17 protein-coding genes and 1 riboswitch are annotated in these 19,945 nt (G+C 65.4%); of the genes, 9 read left to right on the top strand and 8 right to left on the bottom strand.

The window, feature by feature from the left end:
• Nucleotides 1-150: 150 nt before the first annotated feature.
• Nucleotides 151-1,467 carry a GTPase HflX gene (gene hflX, locus EPD66_RS14945; RefSeq protein WP_142849317.1) on the bottom strand — a complete coding sequence of 439 codons (1,317 nt, stop codon included), beginning with the start codon at nucleotides 1,465-1,467 and terminating at the stop codon, nucleotides 151-153.
• Nucleotides 1,468-1,761: 294 nt separating this feature from the next.
• Nucleotides 1,762-1,965: riboswitch (cobalamin riboswitch) on the top strand.
• A gap of 122 nt (nucleotides 1,966-2,087) precedes the next feature.
• Here hflX and EPD66_RS14940 point away from each other — a divergent pair.
• The 5 genes from EPD66_RS14940 to EPD66_RS14920 are packed head-to-tail and all read left to right on the top strand — an operon-like array spanning nucleotide 2,088 to nucleotide 7,601.
• A complete protein-coding gene (locus EPD66_RS14940; RefSeq protein ID WP_255448509.1) occupies nucleotides 2,088-4,016 on the top strand; it encodes a TonB-dependent siderophore receptor in 1,929 nt (642 codons plus the stop codon).
• Between the two features lie 6 nt (nucleotides 4,017-4,022).
• Entirely contained in the window at nucleotides 4,023-4,883 is an 861-nt protein-coding gene (locus EPD66_RS14935) for an ABC transporter substrate-binding protein (protein ID WP_142849316.1), read from the top strand.
• Entirely contained in the window at nucleotides 4,880-5,884 is a 1,005-nt protein-coding gene (locus EPD66_RS14930; protein WP_142849315.1) for an iron ABC transporter permease, read from the top strand. Before EPD66_RS14935 ends, EPD66_RS14930 begins: the two co-directional genes overlap by 4 nt.
• Nucleotides 5,881-6,681 carry an ABC transporter ATP-binding protein gene (locus tag EPD66_RS14925; RefSeq protein ID WP_185961432.1) on the top strand — a complete coding sequence of 267 codons (801 nt, stop codon included), beginning with the start codon at nucleotides 5,881-5,883 and terminating at the stop codon, nucleotides 6,679-6,681. The genes EPD66_RS14930 and EPD66_RS14925 overlap by 4 nt, the downstream gene beginning before the upstream one ends.
• A complete protein-coding gene (locus tag EPD66_RS14920) occupies nucleotides 6,678-7,601 on the top strand; it encodes a hypothetical protein (protein WP_142849314.1) in 924 nt (307 codons plus the stop codon). Before EPD66_RS14925 ends, EPD66_RS14920 begins: the two co-directional genes overlap by 4 nt.
• Before the next feature lie 7 nt (nucleotides 7,602-7,608).
• On the opposite strand, the gene EPD66_RS14915 is transcribed toward EPD66_RS14920, so the two are convergent.
• From EPD66_RS14915 to secA, 7 genes are all read right to left on the bottom strand, one after another.
• Nucleotides 7,609-8,178 (bottom strand): hemerythrin domain-containing protein, encoded by a 570-nt coding sequence (locus EPD66_RS14915; protein ID WP_142849313.1) that lies wholly within the window; start codon nucleotides 8,176-8,178, stop codon nucleotides 7,609-7,611.
• 41 nt (nucleotides 8,179-8,219) lie between these two features.
• Entirely contained in the window at nucleotides 8,220-8,759 is a 540-nt protein-coding gene (locus EPD66_RS14910) for a DJ-1/PfpI family protein (RefSeq protein ID WP_142849312.1), read from the bottom strand.
• Nucleotides 8,760-8,854: 95 nt separating this feature from the next.
• Complete coding sequence (locus EPD66_RS14905) at nucleotides 8,855-10,108, bottom strand: Gfo/Idh/MocA family protein (protein ID WP_142849311.1); 1,254 nt, start codon at nucleotides 10,106-10,108, stop codon at nucleotides 8,855-8,857.
• Between the two features lie 85 nt (nucleotides 10,109-10,193).
• Nucleotides 10,194-10,898 (bottom strand): YafY family protein, encoded by a 705-nt coding sequence (locus tag EPD66_RS14900; RefSeq protein ID WP_142849310.1) that lies wholly within the window; start codon nucleotides 10,896-10,898, stop codon nucleotides 10,194-10,196.
• Nucleotides 10,899-10,916: 18 nt separating this feature from the next.
• Nucleotides 10,917-11,300 (bottom strand): VOC family protein, encoded by a 384-nt coding sequence (locus EPD66_RS14895; protein ID WP_142849309.1) that lies wholly within the window; start codon nucleotides 11,298-11,300, stop codon nucleotides 10,917-10,919.
• Nucleotides 11,301-11,445: 145 nt separating this feature from the next.
• Nucleotides 11,446-12,660, bottom strand: a complete 1,215-nt coding sequence (locus EPD66_RS14890) for an argininosuccinate synthase (protein ID WP_142849308.1) — start codon at nucleotides 12,658-12,660, stop codon at nucleotides 11,446-11,448.
• A gap of 444 nt (nucleotides 12,661-13,104) precedes the next feature.
• Nucleotides 13,105-15,819, bottom strand: a complete 2,715-nt coding sequence (gene secA, locus EPD66_RS14885) for a preprotein translocase subunit SecA (protein WP_142849307.1) — start codon at nucleotides 15,817-15,819, stop codon at nucleotides 13,105-13,107.
• A gap of 283 nt (nucleotides 15,820-16,102) precedes the next feature.
• Here secA and EPD66_RS14880 point away from each other — a divergent pair, with 283 nt between their 5' ends.
• From EPD66_RS14880 to EPD66_RS14865, 4 genes are read left to right on the top strand one after another with little or no spacing between them, the layout of a single operon-like run.
• Nucleotides 16,103-16,921, top strand: coding sequence for a peptidylprolyl isomerase (locus EPD66_RS14880; RefSeq protein ID WP_221930990.1), 819 nt, complete (start codon nucleotides 16,103-16,105; stop codon nucleotides 16,919-16,921).
• A gap of 29 nt (nucleotides 16,922-16,950) precedes the next feature.
• Nucleotides 16,951-18,180 carry a bifunctional glutamate N-acetyltransferase/amino-acid acetyltransferase ArgJ gene (gene argJ, locus EPD66_RS14875; protein WP_142849305.1) on the top strand — a complete coding sequence of 410 codons (1,230 nt, stop codon included), beginning with the start codon at nucleotides 16,951-16,953 and terminating at the stop codon, nucleotides 18,178-18,180.
• Nucleotides 18,177-19,169 carry a bifunctional GNAT family N-acetyltransferase/(deoxy)nucleoside triphosphate pyrophosphohydrolase gene (locus EPD66_RS14870; RefSeq protein WP_255448508.1) on the top strand — a complete coding sequence of 331 codons (993 nt, stop codon included), beginning with the start codon at nucleotides 18,177-18,179 and terminating at the stop codon, nucleotides 19,167-19,169. The genes argJ and EPD66_RS14870 overlap by 4 nt, the downstream gene beginning before the upstream one ends.
• Complete coding sequence (locus EPD66_RS14865) at nucleotides 19,166-19,939, top strand: molybdopterin-binding protein (RefSeq protein WP_142849304.1); 774 nt, start codon at nucleotides 19,166-19,168, stop codon at nucleotides 19,937-19,939. Before EPD66_RS14870 ends, EPD66_RS14865 begins: the two co-directional genes overlap by 4 nt.
• Nucleotides 19,940-19,945: the final 6 nt, after the last annotated feature.

Raw genomic sequence — 19,945 nt, 5'->3', positions numbered from 1 at the left:
CTTCGTCCACATGGTGTTTTCCCGTATTTTTAACCACAATATTTTTACGGTCTTCTTTTTGTCACCCCTCTCCCTGACCCGTACCGCAAAGAAAAAGGGAGGATGTTTCCATCCTCCCTTCTCCCTCGGGTCAAAGGCCGCAGCTTTGCGTCAGCGGCTCCGTTGCGGCAGCCGGGCCAGGTCGGCGGGCGAAATGGATACCAGCAGATGGGCCCAGTTCTCCTCGTCCCGGCGCTCCAGCACCTCGCCCTTGCTGTAAAGCCAGGACATGGCCGCGCCGTCCGACAGATCGACATCCAGCTCCACCACTTCCCGGGCCGCGCCGGTGCGCTGGTCCACCAGGGCCAACAAAGCGCCGATGCCTTCCCCGGTCAGGGCGGAAACGGCGACGGCGGCCGGATGGCGCCCGCTCCTGGCCTGCAATTCCTCCTGCTCGTCCCGCTCCAGCAGGTCGGTCTTGTTGAGCACCTCGATCACGCGCGGATCGGCCTCGGGATCGATCTCCAGCTCGCGCAGGATGGCCTCGACATCGGCCTTCTGCGCCGCGCTGTCGGGATGGGAAATGTCCCGCACATGCAGGATCACATCGGCCATGCGCACTTCTTCCAGCGTGGCGCGGAAAGCCGCCACCAGATGCGTGGGCAGGTTCGAGATGAATCCCACCGTGTCCGACAGGATGACCTTGTTCCCGGCGGGCAGGTCGATGGCCCGCATGGTCGGGTCCAGCGTGGCGAACAGCAGGTCGCGGGCGAAGACGTCGGCCCCGGCGAGGCGGTTGAACAAGGTGGACTTGCCGGCATTGGTATAGCCGACCAGCGCCACCACCGGGTAAGGCACCTTCGAGCGGGCCTTGCGGTGAAGGCTGCGGGTCCGCCGCACCTGTTCCAGTTCGCGCTTCAGCTTGTCGATGCGCCCGCCGATCAGACGGCGGTCCAGCTCGATCTGGCTTTCCCCCGGACCACCCAGGAAGCCGAAGCCGCCGCGCTGCCGCTCCAAGTGGGTCCAGGACCGCACCAGCCGCGAACGCTGATAGCTCAAGGCCGCCAGTTCCACCTGCAACTGGCCTTCCCGCGTCCGGGCCCGCGCGCCGAAGATTTCGAGGATCAGGCCGGTCCGGTCGATGACCTTGGCCTTCAGGGCACGTTCCAGGTTGCGCTGCTGGATCGGCGTCAGGGCATGGTCCACCACCACGAGGTCGATAGGATGGCCCTCTTCCCCGGCCCGGGCCACCAGCGCCGCCAGATGCTCGACCGTGCCGCTGCCGACCAGGGTCGCCGGACGGGGCTTGGTCATCGGCACCGTCAGGGCATGAACCACGTCCAGCCCGATGGCCTGCGCCAGTCCCTTCGCCTCGTCCAGGCTGGCCTCGGCGCTGCGCAGATGGGCCACGCCCTTCTGGACGGGAAGCAGGATGATCGCCCGACCGGTCATGGCCGCCGGGACGTCGTGAGGGGTCTTCAATGTCATGCGTATGTTATCTGCCGCGCCATCGCGCGGCCTCCTGATCCGACATCAATGCTCTGCACAGGCGCCGCCCGCCCGCCGGGTCAGCCGCAGGACCGGGGCGAGCAGACGATCGGCCTTGGGACCCAGAGCCGGTCGTGGTCGATGAGGGGATGTCGGAATAGCCTCTATATGGAGGCGGACGGAACGGACACAAGGTCCCCGGCGAAAAGAAGGCGGCAGCCCCCGGAAAAGAAAAATCGCCCCCTCAACCACAGGGAGCAAAGAAAAAGTCCTGGTCAATCCGCCGTCCCTTGCCTATAAGCTTGCCCCGACGGTTCCCCTCGGGGATCAAAAGGGAACGCGGTACCGGCAAGTTCTTGCCTCAAGCCGCGGCTGCCCCCGCAACTGTAAGCGGCGAATCCTTCGTCAACAGGCCACTGGACTCTCGGGGTTCGGGAAGGCGACGAAGAAGATGACGACCCGCAAGCCAGGAGACCTGCCGTCACTCGTGGTCACACGCGAGCACGCCGGGCGGGGTGTCCTGGTGGTAGCCGAACCGTCGCCTGACGTCGTTTTCGTCAAAGGCTGCGGCAAGACTTCGTTCGCGGTGACGTGCCACAGGCAAGCCGCCCGAGGTCTTGATGATGTCGATCCTTTCCGGCCGTTACGGCCGTCTTTCCTCCTTCGCCCTCTGCACTCTCACGCTGGCTCTGGCCGAGGCGCGGGCACAGGAGCCCTCCTCCCCGCAGGTCCATGCGCTTCCCCCCGTTTCCGTCACCGCCAATCTGGTGCCCACCCCTTGGGAGGCCGTCGGCAGCGCGGTCACGACCCTGACGGGCGAGGAGCTGGAAAAGCGCCAGACCCGACTCGTTTCCGATGTCCTGCGCGAGGTGCCGGGCCTCGCGGTCAACCGCACCGGGCCGCTCGGCCAGTTGACCCAGGTCCGCATCCGGGGCGCGGAAGGCAATCACACGCTGGTGCTGATCGACGGCATCCGCGTCAACGATCCCTCCGCCGGATCGGAATTCGACTTCGCTCATCTGCTGGCCGCCGAGGTCGAGCGCGTCGAGGTGCTGCGCGGGCCGCAAAGCGCCCTTTACGGATCGGACGCCATCGGCGGCGTGATCAATATCGTCACCAGGCGGGGCCAGGGCAGGCCGACACTGCGCCTCAGCCTGGAAGGCGGCTCCTTCGATACCCTTGCCGGCAGGGCTTCGGTCAGCGGCGGCGGGGAACGCTACGACTTCATCGCCGGGGCGGCGGGCTTGCGGACCCACGGCGTTTCGGTGGCCGACGAGAAAAGGGGCAATCCCGAACGGGACGGCTACCGTAACGGCACGGGCTTCGCCACGCTCAACCTGCGCCCCAGCGACATTTTCGAGCTGTCCCTGGTCGGACGCTATGTCGATTTCCACAGCGATAGCGACACCGAGATCGGCGGAGTGGGAGCGATCGACGCGGACCAGGACATCAAGGGCGACCAGATCTACGGACGCATCCAGGGCCGCCTGAGCCTGCTGGAAGACCGCTGGGAGCATATCCTGGGCCTCTCCCATGTCCGCCATCAGCGCGACTACCGCGAGGCGGGCGCGGTCACGAGCAGCTATGAAGGCAAGACCTATCGCATCGACTATCAAAGCAACGTCTATTTCGAGACGCTGTCTTTCCTGGATGCCGCCCATGTGGCGACCTTCGCCGTGCAGCACGAAGACAACCGCGCGGTGTCGGAAAGCCAGTGGTCGTCCTTCGACCGCAGCATCGATACCACCGGCTTCATCGGCCAATATCAGGTGACCCTGCTCGACCGGCTGACCCTGACGGGAAGCCTGCGTCACGACCGGAACGAAATCTTCAAGGATGCCGATACCTTCCGCCTGACCGGCGCCTATGCGATCCCACAGACGGGCACCAAGCTGCGCGCCTCCTACGGCACCGGGGTCAAGAATCCGACCCTGTTCGAATTGTTCGGCTATACCAACACCTATCGCGGCAATCCCGACCTCAAGCCGGAAAAAGGCACGGGCTGGGATGCCGGTATCGATCAGGCTTTCTGGAATGACCGGGCGGTCCTGGACGCCACCTATTTCAACCAGACAATCGAGGACCTGATCCAGGGAACGGGACAGACCTCCGCCAACCTGCCGGGCCGGTCCAAGATCTGGGGGACGGAATTGGGGCTGACCTTGCGGCTGCTCGAAAACCTTACAGCGCGCGGCGCCTATACCTATAGCTCGGGCGAGGACGCCACGGGCGCGGAACTGGTGCGCCGTCCGTCCCATATCGCCAGCCTGAACCTCGACTACCGCTTCCTCGAAGACCGCGCCAAACTTAACCTGGGCATCGTCTATAACGGCAAGCAGAAGGATTGGGCCTTCGATGCCCTGTGGAACCGCCGGGTGGTGGAACTGGATGCCTATACCCTGGTCAACCTCGCCGGCTCCTATGCGATCAGCGGCAATGCGGAGATCCATGCCCGTGTCGAGAATTTGTTCGACGAACATTACCAGGAAGTCTTCAGCTACGGCACGCCGGGGCGGGCCGGTTATGTCGGCATCAACCTGGCCTTCTGATCCGGCATGCGGCCCTTCCTCCTTGCCCTTCTGACCCTCCTGGCCGCCTCGGCCTGCCTCCGTGCCGGAAATGCGGACGCGGCGCAGGCACGGCGGATCGTCTCGATCAATCTGTGCGCCGATGAACTGGTGCTCAGGCTGGCGGACCGGCAGCATGTGGCGGCGGTGACATGGCTGGCCCGCGACCCCGCCGCCTCGACAGTCTGGGAAGAGGCCGCGCAGGTCGGCATCAATCATGGCCTAGCCGAGGAAGTCCTGCTGTACAGGCCGGACCTGATCCTGGCCGGGCAATACACCACCCGCACCACGGTCGCCTTCCTGCGGCGGACGGGCATGCCGGTCATGGAACTGGGCGTGCCCCAGACCCTGGAAGAGGTCTACGCACAGATCCTTTCCGTCGCCACGGCGCTGGGTCACGAGGAACGGGGGGAGGAGATGGTCGCCGCGATGGAAGATTCCTTCGCCGCCCTCGCACCGCCGCCCGCGGAATGGCGGCCGCGTGCCTTCGTGCTGCGGCCCAATGGCTTCACCGTCGGTCCCGGCTCGCTGGTGGATTCCCTGCTGGTCAAGGCCGGGCTGACGAATGCGGCGGGCGAGAACGGCTTGTTCCTGTATGGCCAGATCCCCCTCGAAACGGTGATCCTGGAACAGGCGGATCTTCTGATCATCGATGCGGATGCGCGCGACCATCCGGCGCTGGCGATGGAAGTGCTGCATCATCCCGCCCTGCAGCGGCTGGGAGAGCGGATCGAGATCCTGGCCTTGCCCTCGCGGCTCTGGACCTGTCCGGGGCCGATGCTGGTCGAGACCGTGAAACAACTCGCCGAAGCCGCCGAACGGGTTCGGGCCAGGCGGAGGAACCCATGAAAGCGCGTCTTGCGATGCCTGCGGCGGGCTTGAATGCCGCCCTCGCCGTTCTTGCCGTCCTCGCCTGCGGATTGTCCGTTGCCTTGGGCTATGCGCCGCTCGATCTCGGCCAGGCCCTGCGCGACGCCCTGGCGGGCCGGGAAAGCATCGAGGCCCTGGTCCTGACGGAAATCCGCCTGCCCCGCGCCGTGCTGGGGATGCTGGTCGGCTTCTCCCTCGGCCTGACCGGGGCGGCGATGCAGGGGCTTCTGCGCAATCCTTTGGCCGAGCCCGGCGTCATCGGCATTTCCGGCATGGCGGCGCTGGGGGCGGTCGCAATGTTCTATTCGGGCCTTGCCGGGGCCTTCTCGCTGGCCTTGCCGCTGGGCGGCATCGCCGGTGCCCTGATCGCCACGATCCTGCTTTTCGCCCTGGCGGGACGGGGAGCAAGCATGACCACCCTGATCCTGGCGGGCGTCGCCATCAATTCCTTTGCCGGGGCCATGACCTCGCTGGCCCTCAACCTTTCCCCCAATCCCTATGCCGCCACGGAAATCGTCTTCTGGCTGATGGGATCGCTGGCCGACCGCAGCCTGGACCATGTCTGGCTCGTCCTGCCGCTGATGCTGGCGGGCTGGGGGCTGATGCTTGCCGCCGCGCCCGCCCTCGACGCCCTGACGCTGGGCGAGGACACGGCGACCAGCCTGGGTTTCAACCTGATGCGCCTGCGCGCCCAATTGGTGCTGGGCGCGGCCCTTGCCGTCGGCAGCGCCGTGGCGGTGACCGGCGCCATCGGCTTCGTCGGCCTGATCGTGCCCCATCTCCTGCGCCCGCTGGTCGGTCACCGGGCGGGGCGCCTGCTGCTCGTCTCGGGATTCGGCGGGGCCTTGCTGGTGCTGGGGGCCGACAGCCTGACGCGGCTGCTGCCGGTCCGCCCGGAACTGAAGCTGGGCGTGGTGACGGCGATGATCGGCGCACCCTTCCTGTTCAGCCTGATCTGGCGCCTGCGGCGGGAGGCATGATGCGGATCGAAGCCAGGAACATCACCTGCCGCGCCGGGCGACGCCTGATCCTCGACGGCGTGGACCTCGCATTCGGAACCGGCGAGATGGTCGGGCTGATCGGCCCGAACGGTGCGGGCAAGTCCACCCTCCTGCGCATCCTGGCCGGGCTGCGCCCGCCGGAGGGCGGAACGGTCACCCATGACGGGAACAGGCTGACAGGCCGCGACCTCGCCCGCAAGCTGGCCTTCCTGGCGCAAGGCGGCGAGGTCAATTGGGCCCTGCGGGTGGAACATCTGGTTGCGCTGGGGCGGCTGCCCCACCGCCGTTTCGGCCCGCCCGGCACCGACGACCTGCGGGCGGTGGAGAACGCCCTGGCGGCGGCGGAGGTGACGGAATTGCGCGACCGCATCGTCTCCACCCTGTCGGGCGGCGAGCGGATGCGCGTCCTGCTGGCCCGCGCCCTGGCGGTGGAGGCCGCGATCCTGCTGGCAGACGAGCCGGTGACGGCCCTCGACCCCTATCACCAGCTTCGCGTCATGGAATTGCTGCGCGCACAGGCCGATGGCGGAAAAGGCATCGTGGTGGTGCTGCACGACCTGACCCTGGCGCATCGCTTCTGCGACCGCCTGGTCCTGCTGGACCGGGGCCGGATCGTCGCCGATGCCAGCCCCCGCGAGGTGCTGAGCGACGCGCGGACCGAGGCCGCCTATGGGGTGCGCCTGCTGCGCGGGCGGACGGGAACGGAAGAATACGTGCTGCCTTGGGAAAGAGTGGCCGCAAGGAACAAACAAGACCCGCAGGAGGGGAATTCATGACGGAACATGCGGAAAGCTTCCAGCTTTTGAAGGAGCATCTGCGCGACTCCGACGCGGCCTGGAGCGTCGGCTCCTTCGGCGCCATCGCCGAATTCATGCGCGATGCGACGGAAGCCGTGGAAATCGCAGAGGACGAAGAGACGGTCTCGGCAGTCACGGACAGGGGCGGCCTACGCCTCTCCGCCTGGCCGGGCCTGCGGCTGGTCGCCTATGAGCATGCCACCACCGGAAGCGGCAGCTGGAGCCAGGCCATCGCCCTCTGCCTGCCCCGGGCGGACTGCTCCATGTCGGAACGCCGGGTGCTGACCGAGCTTGGTCCCGACGAGGCGGCGCTGCGCCCGCAGGACCGCCGGGATATCCTCTTCGACCTCGGTCTCGGCCAGCCGCAGGTCGATGCCTGCATCCGCACCGGCAATCCCGATCTTATCGCGTCCTTGCGCAAAGGGGTTGGACAGCCCCTTTTTACCGAGGGAAATCCTCTCCAGGACGCCATCCTGGCCGCCGCCCCCCATCGTGTCTTCCTCACCCGCTTCGCCCGCGCCGAGGTCTTCCAGCCGATTCCGCCGCCGGACGGGGAAAGCCCGCAAGGGCCGCATACGCATATCCTGCCGAAACTGCTGCAAAGCGGGCAGACCCATGCGGCGACGGCACCGATCCCGGAAGGCTGGTGCCCCGCCGCCCATCTCTTCCCCGCGCATCCCGCCAAGGACCTGATGGGGCACCCGCAGCCCTTCCATCCCGGCCGCCATGCCCGCTTCCAGGTCCTGCTGGAGCGTCACGGCCTGGCGGAACTCAACGCCTACAAGGGAAAGGTGCTGGCGGCATTGAAGAGCGGAGAAACGCCGCCCTCTCCGTCAAGCCGTTACGAGACGTCGAGCCTGCGCGCCACCCTGGCGCAATGGGCGGCCGCGCAGGGCTGAGGAACGATTACAGCAGCAGCGCCTTCTCGCGCTGGATATGCCCGGCCATGCGGTTGAGTTCCTCCTCGCTCAGCATCTGGCGCAGGCGGGGGAAATCCACCTCTTCCTCGTGCCGGGCATGGTCCTGGATCAGCAGCCGCAAGGCATGGGCATGGTCGACCCAGGCGGCCGGGTCCTTCGAGACCAGCCGTTCCATGGCGTAAAGATGGCGCTTGATCTCGCCATGCTCGGCGTAAAGCTGTCTGGCGCTGTCCTCGGAATGGGCCTCGTCATGGAGCAGCGGATAGACCACGTCCTCCTCGGCCATGGCATGGGAGGCCAGGGCATGTTTCAGCCGGAGCAGCAATTGCGTGCGCTGGAAGGCACCCGAATCCTCCGCTTCCTCCATCTGGCCCAGGAGGTCGAGGAAATGGCGGTGGTCCTGGATCAGCCCCTCGAAGGGGTCCCGCCCCATGGAGCTGCGCGCCGACCCCGCCGCCTGCGCCATGATCGGCGGCAGGATCCGGCTGGCCAGAAGGGCGGCCATCGTACCGCCCGCGAAGGCCATCATGCCCCGCCCGCTAAAACGTCCTGTCATCGTCCTCTCTCCTCTTCCTGTCTTGAGCGGCTGCCCCGTTTTCAATGGGCGCGTTTGACCGAATGGATCACGGCGGCGGCGACGCGAGGCAGATCGTCGCGGTGACGGCCCAGGAACAGGCCGCCTTCGGCCACCACATCGTCCTTCCAGCTGCCCCCGGCATTCACCAGGTCCTGACGGATGCCCGCGATGGAGGTCACGGGCCGCCCCTTGACCGCATCGGCCTCGACCAGCAGCCAGCTGGCATGGCCGATGGCCGCGACGGGAATGCCGCTGCGCACCGCTTCTCTGACGAAATCCACGGCATAGGAATCCGACCGCAAGGTATCGGCCGAGATCAGGCCGCCGGGAATGACCACGGCGTCGTAATTCCTGGCATCGGCCTCGAGCACCGATTCATCCACCCGCAGGCTGTCGCCCCATTCCGTATTGCGCCAGCCGCGTGCCTCTTCCTTCTTCGTTGAAACCACCACGGTCTCGATTCCCGCATGTTCAAAGCGCTCGCGCAGGGCCTTGACCTCGGCTTCGTCGAAACCGCTGGCCAGCAGCACCGCAGCCTTCTGGGCGCCTGTTTCCGCCATTTGCTATCCTCCCAACGTATTGCCTCTTGCGGCTGAGGTGGGCAGGCCGCCCGAAAGCGTCAATTCACCGAACGGAAAGACCCTGCCCTTCCGGGTCAGCCGGGCCGTCCGTATTCCCAATCCACCGCGACGGGCTGCCCGGTACGGGCGGCCTCGTAAATCGCCAGCATCAGGCGCACATCCTGCATCCCCTCCTCGCCAGGGCTGCGGATTTCGCTGTCGTTCAGGATGGCTTCGGAGAAGTGATCCATCTGGCGGGCGAACTGATTGGCCTCGTCGATCTGTACCTCCTCCACGCTGTCCTGGGTGCGGATCGACAGATTATGTTCGTAGTAATCCGTCGCCGGCTGCATCTGCAGGCTGGCCTCGGTGCCTTCGACGGAGAAGCGGTTGGCCTGATAGCTGAAGGCGGAAGAGCCCATAGCGGTGATGCCGCTGGGGAAGCGCATCTGCCAGCTCACCACGTCCTCGACATCGCCGAAGCGCGCATCGCCCTCCGGCGTATGCGTCATCGCCCTAATCTCCACCGGTTCTTCGCCGGATAGGTAGCGGGCGCCGTTGACGCCATAGATGCCGATGTCGAACAGCGAGCCGCCGCCCGCCAGATCGCGCTGCACCCGCCACTGGTCCGCCGGCACATCCGGATTGATGGGGCGGCTGGTATCGGTCTGGATCACCCGCACGGTGCCCAGCTCTCCCTCGCGGATACGGCGGATGGCTTCCAGGTTATGGGGCTCGTAATGCTCGCGGTAGCCGATCATCAGCTTGCGCCCGGCCTCGGAAGCGGCCTGGATCATCGCTGCGCATTCCTCGGCATTCATCGCCATCGGCTTTTCGCACAACACATGCTTGCCCGCCCGCGCAGCCCGGATGGAATATTCCGCATGCAGCGCCGGGGGCAGGATGACATAGACCGCCTCGATCTCGTCATTCTCGGCGATCCGGTCATAGCTGTCGTAATCATAGATGGCGTCGTGGCTGACCCCGTAGAGGTCCGCCGTCCGCTCCGCCTTTTCCCGGTTGCCGCTGACCAGGGCCACCAGCCGCGAGGACCGGCTTTCCGCGAAGGAGGGAATGATCTGGTTCAGCGCATATTGCCCCAATCCGACGACGGCATAGCCGACCCGCCGCTCCGGCTCGATCGGCGGCTCCGTCGTCATCTGCGGATCGGGCCGGCCGATGGCATCGACCGGCAGGCGTTCCTGAGCGGCGGCCATGGTGGAAAGGGAGGTCGCGGCAAGCAGCCCGCCGCCCGCACCCTGCAGGAAACGGCGGCGCGACAGGAAGGAAACCCGCAGGGGCTCCCCTCGCTCATCCTGGTCCTTCTCGATCCCGGGCTTTTCCGTCATGGGCGGCTCCTGATGGCGCTGGGTCTTTCGCCACGAAACACCCAGGCCCACAGGCGGTTCCCGCACGCATGAAAAGAAAGGCCGACTAATCCGCAGCCCGTCCCCTCTCTTCGTTACAGGCCGCGTGGACCAGATAGCCGCTCAGGCTGCATTCGGGGGTCTCCAGGAAATACCGATCAAGGCAATGCAAAACCCCGATCCGGTCGACCCGGAAGGTCCGGTAGGAGGCACGGAATTCGCACCAGGCCGCCAGAGTCCAAACCCGCCCCCAATAATGCATTCCCAAAGGACGGGCATGGCGATGGGAAGGCGTGCCGTCCGCGCGTTCATAATCGAAGGCGATCACCTGGCGGAGGTTCACAGCCTGACGCAGCTTGTCGATCCGCTCGGCCAGGTCCGGCGCTATCCCGTAATCGGGCACGAACAGGCGGGCCGCCTCCAGTTCCGGCCGCCGCTGCTCGGGAAGCACCGCCTCGACCCGCTCCAGCGCCTTTGTCGCGGCCAGGGCCAGCGTGGCACCGCCCCAGGCCTGCACCATGCGGGCGCCGACCACCAAAGCCTCGATTTCGTCCCTGCTGAACATGATGGGGGGAATGTCGAAGCCGGGACGCAGCATATATCCCACACCGGCTTCGCCATCGATGGGCACTCCATTCGCCTGAAGGTCGCGGATATCGCGATAGATGGTCCGCTCCGACACCTCCAGGCTCTCGGCCAGTTGCGAGGCCTTGACGATACGCCGCCGTCTCAGGACCTGGACGATTTCGAACAGGCGGTCGGCGCGACGCATGGAGTTCCCCTTCTTCGGTCACTTGAGGGAATGTAACCCGACCCGGTTGCCCTCGCTATCGATGAACAGCGCCATGTAACCGATCTCGGGACTGATCAGCGTTTTCTGCACAGTGACCTTGCCGCCGGCCTGTTCCACCCGGCTTAAGGGCAGCGACAGATCTTCTCCCGCATTGAGATAGACAAGGCTGCCCTGGTCAGACGGAGAAAAGCCGTCATAGGCGATCAAAGCCCCGTGAACGGCCTGGTCCGGGGCATCGAAGACAGCCATGGGGAAATCCGTGCTCTGGCAGGTTTCCTGCTTGAGCTTTGTGGCAAAGACGGTCTCGTAGAAGGCGACCGCACGGGTCATGTCGCTCACAGGAATCTCGAACCAGACGACGACGTTATCGGCGAACTTCATTGGTCATTCTCCTTTGCTTAAACCAATGACGCCTTCATACGCCCCTCCTCCTGACAGCCTTGTGTCAGGAGACTGGCCCCCAGGATGCAAAAAAGGGCGGGATTGCGCCCGCCCTTCTTCTTCCCGCTAAAAAACCAGAGCTTGCTTAGCCGCGGGCCATCTTCGCCAGACGCAGGCGCAGGGCGTTGAGCTTGATGAAGCCTTCCGCGTCACGCTGGTTGTAGACGCTGTCTTCCTCGAAGGTGACGTAGTCGAGGCGATAGAGCGAGTTGGGCGACTTGCGGCCGACCACGGTGACATTGCCCTTGTAGAGCTTCAGACGCACCGTGCCGTTCACCATCTCGCTGGCCTTGTCGATCATGGTCTGGATCATTTCGCGCTCGGGCGACCACCAGAAGCCGTTATAGATCAGCTCGGCATAGCGCGGCATCAACTCGTCCTTCAGATGCGCGGCGCCGCGGTCGAGGGTGATGCTCTCGATGGCGCGATGGGCGACGATCAGGACGGAGCCGCCGGGGGTCTCGTAGACGCCGCGCGACTTCATGCCGACGAAGCGGTTCTCCACCAGGTCCAGGCGACCGATGCCGTTGGCGCCGCCCAGTTCGTTCAGCTTGGTCAGCAGGGCGGCCGGAGACAGGCGCTGGCCATCGATGGCGACCGCATTGCCCTTCTCGAACTCGATCTCGACATAGGTCGGGGTGTCGGGGGCCTTTTCCGGGCTGACCGAACGGGTGAACATGTCCTCGTCGGGCTCGACCCAGGGATCTTCCAGCGCCTTGCCTTCATAGGAGATGTGCAGCAGGTTCGCGTCGGTCGAATAGGGCGCCTCGCCGCGCTTGTCCTTGGCGATCGGAATCTGGTGCTTCTCGGCGTATTCCAGCAGCTTGGTGCGCGAGTTCAGGTCCCACAGGCGCCACGGGGCGATGACCTTGATCTCGGGCTTCAGGGCGTAATAGCCCAGCTCGAAGCGCACCTGATCGTTGCCCTTGCCGGTGGCGCCATGGGCCACGGCGTCGGCGCCGACCTGGTTGGCGATCTCGATCTGGCGCTTGGAGATCAGCGGGCGGGCGATCGAGGTGCCCAGCAGATAGACGCCTTCATACAGCGCATTGGCGCGGAACATGGGGAACACGAAGTCCCGCACGAATTCCTCGCGCAGGTCGTCGATGAAGATGTTCTCCTTCTTGATCCCCAGCATCTCGGCCTTCTTGCGGGCGGGCTCCAGCTCCTCGCCCTGGCCGAGATCGGCGGTGAAGGTCACCACCTCGCACTGGTAGGTATCCTGCAGCCAGCGCAGGATGATCGAGGTATCGAGGCCGCCGGAATAGGCCAGCACGACCTTTTTGACTTCGCCCTTCATGACAATTCGCCCTTTCGAGAGGGGGGATAAAAAACAGGGGCGCAGTATAGGAGATCGCACGCGGGCGGCAAGGCCTTGCAAGGGATCGGGGCACAACCGCCGGGACTTCAGCATCCAGCAGGGGCGATCAAGGCCTTTGGCCCGCCTCCTCCATCGAGACGCCGCTAAAGCGGCGCCTCGAAGCATGATTGAACGCCCCGCCCCAAGAAAAAACGCGGGCCGAAGCGCGCATTTCAAAATGCTGACAAACCTCTTTTTCTTCGTCACTCCCGCGAAAGCGGGAGTCCATGGGGCCGCTTCATCCATATTCAGCGGCTCATATCTTCACGATTCCCAACATGGACCCCCGCTTTCGCGGGGGTGACGATTCGTGGCGGGCGGCCCCGGCCCCACGTCTGGCCCCAAGAAAAAAACGCGGGCCGAAGCCCGCGTTTTCCGTCTTACCTACTGCGCGCCGTGGCAGTGCTTGTATTTCTTGCCCGACCCGCAGGGGCAGGGAGAATTGCGCTGCACGTTGCCCCAGGTGGCGGGGTTGTTGGGGTCCAGTTCGGCCAGCGCCTGCTGGCCGGCCGCATCGGTGGGCAGCACCGCACCGCCGGTGGCAGCGGCGAGGGCCGGGTCCTGGCGGGTTTCGGTCATGCGCGGACGCGGCGGCTCGGGCATGGCCGGGGGCTGGCGCGGATCGACGCGCAATTCGAGATGGCACAGCACGCCGGTCACGCGTTCGCGCAGGTCGTTCAGCATCTTCTCGAACAGGTTGAAGGCTTCGGCCTTGTATTCGTTGAGCGGATCGCGCTGGGCATAGGCCCGCAGGTTGATGCCCTGGCGCAGATGATCCAGCGTCAGCAGGTGGTCCTTCCAGGACTGGTCGAGCAATTGCAGCAGCAGCGAACGTTCGACCATGCGCATCACGTCGGGGCCGTAATTGGCGGCCTTTTCCGCCATCTTGCGGTCGGCGGCTTCGGTGATGCGCTGCTGGATTTCCTGCTCGGCGATGCCTTCTTCCTTGGCCCATTCGGCGATGGGCAGGTCCAGGCCGGTGACGCGGAGCACTTCCTCGTGCAGGCTCTTGACGTCCCACTGCTCGGCATAGGCCTTTTCCGGGATGCAGCGCGAGACGATTTCCTCGATCGCCTCGTGGCGCATATCGGTGATGGTCTGGGAGACGTCGGTCTCCTGCATCAGCTCCTTGCGCTGCTCGTAAATGACCTTGCGCTGGTCATTCATCACATCGTCGTATTTCAGCAGGTTCTTGCGGATGTCGAAGTTGCGCGCTTCGACCTTCTGCTGCGCCTTTTCCAGGGCCTTGTTGATCCAGGGATGGACGATGGCCTCGCCTTCCTTCAGACCCAGCTTCTGCAGCATGGAATCCATGCGCTGCGAGCCGAAGATGCGCATCAAATCGTCTTCCAGCGACAGGAAGAACTTCGATGCGCCCGGGTCGCCCTGACGGCCCGAACGGCCGCGCAGCTGGTTGTCGATGCGGCGGCTTTCATGGCGTTCGGTGGCGATGACATACAGGCCGCCGGCTTCCAACGCCTGCTGCTTCAGTTCGGCGACCTCGGCACGAATCTCGGCCTCGCGCTTGGCGCGTTCGGCCTCGTCGGTGATGTCCGCCAGTTCCTGCTTCAGGCGCATCTCCACATTGCCGCCCAGCTGGATGTCGGTGCCGCGACCGGCCATATTGGTGGCGATGGTCACGGCGCCGGGCACGCCGGCCTGGGCGACGATATAGGCTTCCTGGTCGTGGTGGCGAGCGTTCAGCACGTTGTGCGGAATGCCCTTCTTGCGCAGGATCCCGGACAGCAGCTCGGACTTCTCGATGGACACGGTGCCCACCAGGACCGGCTGCTTGCGGGCGCGGCAATCCTCGATCAGGGCGGCGATGGCGTCGAATTTCTCGCGCGCGGTGCGATAGACCTCGTCGTCCTCGTCGCGGCGCGCCACCGGCACATTGGTCGGGATCTCGACCACTTCCAGGCCGTAGATCTCGGCGAATTCGCCCGCCTCGGTCATGGCCGTGCCGGTCATGCCCGCCAGCTTGGGATACATGCGGAAGTAATTCTGGAAGGTGATCGAGGCCAGGGTCTGGTTCTCGTTCTCGATCTTCACGCCTTCCTTGGCTTCCAGCGCCTGGTGCAGGCCTTCGGAATAGCGGCGGCCTTCCATCATGCGACCGGTGAATTCGTCGATGATGATGACCTTGTTGTTCTTGACGATGTAGTCCACGTCACGGGTGAACAGCTTGTGCGCCCGCAGGGCCTGGTTGGCGTGGTGGACCAGCGACACGTTCGCCAGGTCGTAGAGGTTGCCTTCGACCAGCAGCCCGGCCTCGCGCAGCAGCTGCTCCATATGCTCGGCGCCCTGCTCGGTCAGGGTGACGGCGCGGACCTTCTCGTCCTTCTCGTAATCCTCTTCCGTCAGCTTGGGGATCAGCTTGTTGACGGCGACATAGAGGCTGGAATTGTCCTCGGTCGGGCCCGAGATGATCAGCGGCGTGCGGGCTTCGTCGATCAGGATCGAGTCGACTTCGTCGACGATGGCGTAGTTGAAAGGCCGCTGGACCATCTCTTCCAGGCGGAACTTCATGTTGTCGCGCAGATAGTCGAAGCCCAACTCGTTGTTGGTGGCATAGGTGATGTCGGCGCGATACGCGGTCTGGCGCTGGAAGTCGTCCATGCCGTGCACGATGATGCCGGTGGACATGCCGAGGAAGCCGTAGAGGCGGCCCATCATCTCGGCGTCGCGGCTGGCCAGGTAGTCGTTGACCGTCACCACATGGACGCCCTTGCCGCTCAGCGCGTTGAGATAGACCGGCAGGGTGGCGACCAGCGTCTTGCCTTCCCCCGTCTTCATCTCGGAGATCATTCCCTTGTGCAGGACGATGCCGCCCAGTAGCTGCACATCGAAGGGCCGCATGCCCAGAACGCGCTTGGCGGCCTCGCGCACGGTGGCAAAGGCTTCGTGCAGCAGGTCGTCCAGCGTCTCGCCCTTTTCCAGGCGCTCGCGGAACAGCCGGGTCTTGTCACGGAGTTCGTCGTCGCTCAGCTTTTCCCATTCGGGCTCGAGGGCGTTGATGGCCTCGACGTCCTTACGCAGGGTTTTCAGGAAACGATCATTGGCGGTCCCAAAAAGCCGCCGGGCGATAGCGCCGAACATGAAGTATCCTCGACAAACAGAGATGGCCGGCCACACAAGACCTGTGTCGCGACGGTCAAACACATAGAACCCAGGGGATAATCTGTCAACGACGGGGCCGTACCAGCCTGCCGGAGAGGCTGCAAGAATGGAAAATAGGCCATCGAGTGAAGGTCCCACCACATTATCGTCCCAATGGCGCGCTTGTAAGGTCACAATCTCTGTGCATTATGCTTTCCCCACCGCCGCAAGCGGGCCCATGGCCCCAGAGGTGGCGCCGATGTTTTCCAATAAGGACATGCCGATGCCCCGTTTCGCCCCGCGCACCCTGGCCCTTGCCCTCGCCGCCGGCCTTTTCGTCAGCCCCGCCTTCGCCAACGACCCCGTGGTGGCCACTGTAAACGGCAAGGACATCCGCAAGTCTGAACTGGTCGAACTGCAGAACTCGATTCCCCAGGTTGCCCAGGTGCCGCTGGAAATGGTCTACGACCAGCTGCTGGACCACCTGATCAACAGCCGCATCATCGCCGCCGAAGCGCGCAAGCAGAACCTGCAGGACGACGCCCAGCTCAAGCAGCGCCTGCGCGAGATGGAAAACCGCCTGCTGCAGGAAGCCTATCTGGCCAAGCGCGTCGACCAGACCCTGACCGAGGAGAAGGTCCGGGCCAAGTATGACGAGCTGATCCAGCAGGCCGAACCGCGCGAGGAAGTCCGCGCGCGCCACATCCTGGTGGAGACCGAAAAGGAAGCCAAGGACATCATCGCCCAGCTGAACAAGGGCGCCAGCTTCGAAGAGCTGGCCAAGGAGAAGTCCAAGGATCCGGGCAGCCAGAATGGCGGCGACCTGGGCTATTTCGAGAAAGAGGAAATGGTCCCGGAATTCTCGGCGGCCGCCTTCAGCATCGAGCCGGGCACCGTCGGCGCCAATCCGGTCAAGAGCCAGTTCGGCTGGCACGTGATCAAGGTCGAGGACAAGCGCATGGCCGAGCCGCCGGCCTTCGAGGAAGTGCGCGAGCAGCTCCATGCCGCCATGGCCGAGGAAGTGATCGTCGCCATGGTCAAGGAATTGCGCGACAGCGCCCAGGTGAAGAAGTTCGACATCAACGGCAATCCCGCCAAGTAAGGCCCTAAAAGCAAAGCCCGAAGACCACCATGACTGCCATCTCGCCCCTCGCTCCCGCCACCTTCCCCCAGCTTCCCGTCGTCAAGGGCGTGAAGCTGGGCGCCTTCGAAGCCAAGATCCGCTACAAGGGCCGTCCTGACCTGCTGGTGGCGGAACTGGCGCCGGGCACGACGGTCGCGGGCGTCTATACCCGCTCGCTGACCGCCTCGGCCCCCGTCCTGTGGTGCCGCGAGGCGCAAGGCCTGGGCACGGCCCGCGTGCTGGTGGTCAATTCGGGCAATGCCAACGCCTTCACCGGGGCCCTGGGCGTGGCCTCGGTGAAGCGCACGGTGGACAAGGCGGCCGAGGTCTTCGGCTGCGACCCGCGCGAGGTCTTCGTCGCCTCCACCGGCACCATCGGCGTCCCCCTGCCCGACGAGAAGATCACCGGCACCCTGCCCGACGCTCCGGCGGCGCTGAAGGAAGAGGCCTGGGCCGAAGCGGCGCGGGCCATCATGACCACCGACACCTTCCCCAAGGCGGCGACCCGCACCGCCCGCATCGGCGACACCACGGTCACCATCAACGGCATCGCCAAGGGCTCGGGCATGATCGCCCCGGACATGGCGACCATGCTGTCCTACGTCTTCACCGATGCCGCCATCCCGGCCGAGGTGCTGCAGGAGATGCTGACCAAGGGCTGCGACAAGAGCTTCAACTGCATCACCGTCGACAGCGACACCTCGACCAGCGACACGCTGATGCTGTTCGCCACCGGCCAGGCCGACCATCCCAAGGTTTCCTCGGCCAAGGACGGGCTGCTGCGGGACTTCCGCAAGAAACTGGATGAAGTGCTGCTGGAACTGGCCCATCTGGTGGTCAAGGACGGCGAAGGCGCGACCAAGTTCGTCACCATCAAGGTCACCGGCGCCGCCGGGGCCAAGCCGGCCAAGCGCATCGCCCTGGCGATCGCCAATTCGCCGCTGGTCAAGACCGCCGTGGCGGGCGAGGACGCCAATTGGGGCCGCGTCGTCATGGCGGTCGGCAAGGCCGGCGAGAAGGCCGACCGCGACCGCCTGAGCATCCGCATGGGCGGCGTGCAGGTGGCCAAGAACGGCCAGGTCGTTCCGGATTACGACGAAACCCCCGTCGAGGCCCATTTCAAGGGCACCGACATCCTGATCGAGGTGGATGTCGGCGTGGGGTCGGGCAAGGCCACCGTCTGGACCTGCGACCTGACCCACGGCTATATCGAGATCAACGGCGCGTACCGCACGTGAGCGGCGAGAGCGACATGATGGGCTGCGCCGCCGCCTCACGCGGCTGGCGCGGCCAGATCCTCGACACCGGGCGGCTGCGCCTGCGCCCCCTGCGGCCCGAGGATGCGCCCCGGCTGACCGCCCTGCTGGCCGACGGAACGGTAGCCGCCACCACCTCGGACATTCCCCATCCCTATCCCCTCTCCGCCGCCGAAGGCTTCATCGCCGAGGTCGCCATCGAGCAGGAGGCCGGGCGGGCCGTGGTGCTGGCGATGGAACGCCTGACCGACAAGGCGGTCATCGGCTGCGTGGGACTGATCATCGACGGCAAGAGCGCCGAACTCGGCTATTGGGTCGGCCAGTCCTGCTGGGGCCAGAACTACGCCACCGAGGCGGCACGCCGCATACTGCGCCTGGCCTTCCGCAACCTGGAGCTGGACCGCGTCTGGGCCAGTGTCCTGGCCGAGAACACCCGTTCTGCCCGGGTGCTGGAAAAGCTGGGCCTGCGCTTCGAAAGCGAGGAACTGGCCGACCTGCCGGCGCGCAACCGCAGCGCCATGATGCGCAAGCTGTCCCTGTCCCGCCAAGACTGGCTGGCCGCGCAAGGGGCGAAGCCCCATGTTTTGGTCGCCGCCTGCGCCCTGGTCGATGCCGAAGGCCGCGTGCTGCTGGCCCAGCGTCCGCCGGGCAAGTCGCTGGCGGGCCTTTGGGAATTCCCCGGCGGCAAGATCGATCCCGGCGAGACGCCCGAGGAAGCCCTGGTGCGGGAATTGCGCGAGGAACTGGGCATCGACACCAGCGAAAGCTGCCTTGCGCCGCTGGCCTTCGCCTCCCACGACTACGATACCTTCCACCTGTTGATGCCGCTCTATGTCTGCCGTATCTGGAAGGGCGAGGCCGCCGCGCGCGAGGGGCAGACCTTGCGCTGGGTCCGCCCCAACCAGATGGCAGCCCTACCCATGCCGCCGGCCGACATCCCGCTGGTGGCCATCTTGAGGGACTGGCTATGAAGCGCGAAAGCGAGGTCACCGCCGCGATCCTGGTGATCGGCAATGAAATCCTGTCGGGCCGCACCCGCGACGCCAATGTGCAATTCCTGGCCGCGGCGCTGAACGACGACGGCGTCCGCCTGGCGGAAGTGCGCATCATTCCCGACGACCACGGCGTGATCATCGCCGCGCTGAACGAATTGCGCGCCCGCCATTCCTACGTCTTCACCACCGGCGGCATCGGCCCCACCCATGACGACATCACCTCGGAAGCCGTCGCCCAGGCCTTCGACGTCGAACTGGAGCTGAACCCGGAAGCGGTGCGCCGCCTGGAAGCCTATTACAAGAGCGCCGAACAGCGCGCCAGCGGCGGCATCAACGACATGCGCCTGCGCATGGCCCGCATCCCCGCCGGAGCGGAACTGGTGGACAATCCCATCAGCGCCGCTCCCGGCTACCGCATCGGCAATGTCTTCGTGCTGGCGGGCGTGCCGCGCATCATGCAGGCGATGTACGATTTCCTGCGTCCGCAATTGGTGGGCGGCAAGAAGATGCTGTCCCAGACCGTCACGGTCTGGACGCCGGAAGGCACGCTGGCCGCCGGCCTGGCCGAGATCCAGTCGCGCTTCCCCCGCGTCGAGATCGGCAGCTATCCCTTCATCCGCGAAGACCGGCTGGGCGCGGCGATCGTCCTGCGCTGCGCCGATGCCGCCTTGCTTGCCGAGGCCGCCGAAGAGGTCCGCCAGCTGGCGCAGGACCTGGGTGCCGATTGGGAAGACGGCGAAGGCTGAGGAGAA

The organism is Telmatospirillum sp. J64-1, assembly GCF_006980715.1.
Taxonomy (GTDB): Bacteria; Pseudomonadota; Alphaproteobacteria; order Rhodospirillales; family Magnetospirillaceae; genus Oleiliquidispirillum; species Oleiliquidispirillum nitrogeniifigens.
Note: the sequence above shows the minus strand (reverse complement) of the source record. Positions and strands in the feature narration are given on the sequence as shown.